Annotated in this window: 2 pseudogenes; both read right to left on the reverse strand. The window is 39.3% G+C overall.

From position 1 onward, the window contains the following. Positions 1-355, reverse strand: a pseudogene (locus ACFIM8_RS09415) (virulence-associated protein E); the annotation flags it as partial. Positions 356-452: 97 nt separating this feature from the next. Next, positions 453-572, reverse strand: a pseudogene (locus tag ACFIM8_RS09420) (DNA-binding protein); the annotation flags it as partial.

Raw genomic sequence — 572 nt, forward strand, 5'->3', positions numbered from 1 at the left:
AATAGGTTTCTGCTAAAGTATTTTTGATTGGTTGGCTTTGTTGCCAAATTGCTTTTGCTCTCTCTGCTTTCTGTTTTACTCGTTTGAGATCAGCACAAAACTGTTTTGAGAAAGAAAGCGTATGATCATAAGCTTGTTTTCCAAGCAATCCAATTCTAATAAGCGCTTGTATGATCTCTCTAAAAGAGCAACCAGCATAACAATAGAGTAAAAGACGCCCATCATTTCCATTAGAAATAGATAAACTAGGCAGCCTATCATCATGAGCAGGGCAATGAGCAAGTCCATAACGCCCATGCCAAACCCCACGCAAGGCACGTGTGATACCTTGCGCATTCTTAAAAGAACACATCATTTTAAATCCTATAACATTGCGTCATAGGACGGATTGTGCTATCTCTAGATTGATGAGTTTGAGAAAGCCTTGTCCGTCCTTACGTGACAAGGTTTTTTTATGCCACGTCGTTATAACGTTGCTGTTTCGCTTGTTCGATGACATTCAAAAGATCCGATTGTAACCAACGGGATAAAAAGCCAAATTTAAAAGGTTTTGGTAAAGAGCCATTGGTAAC

The organism is Bartonella sp. AC535YNZD, from assembly GCF_042196625.1.
GTDB lineage: Bacteria > Pseudomonadota > Alphaproteobacteria > Rhizobiales > Rhizobiaceae > Bartonella.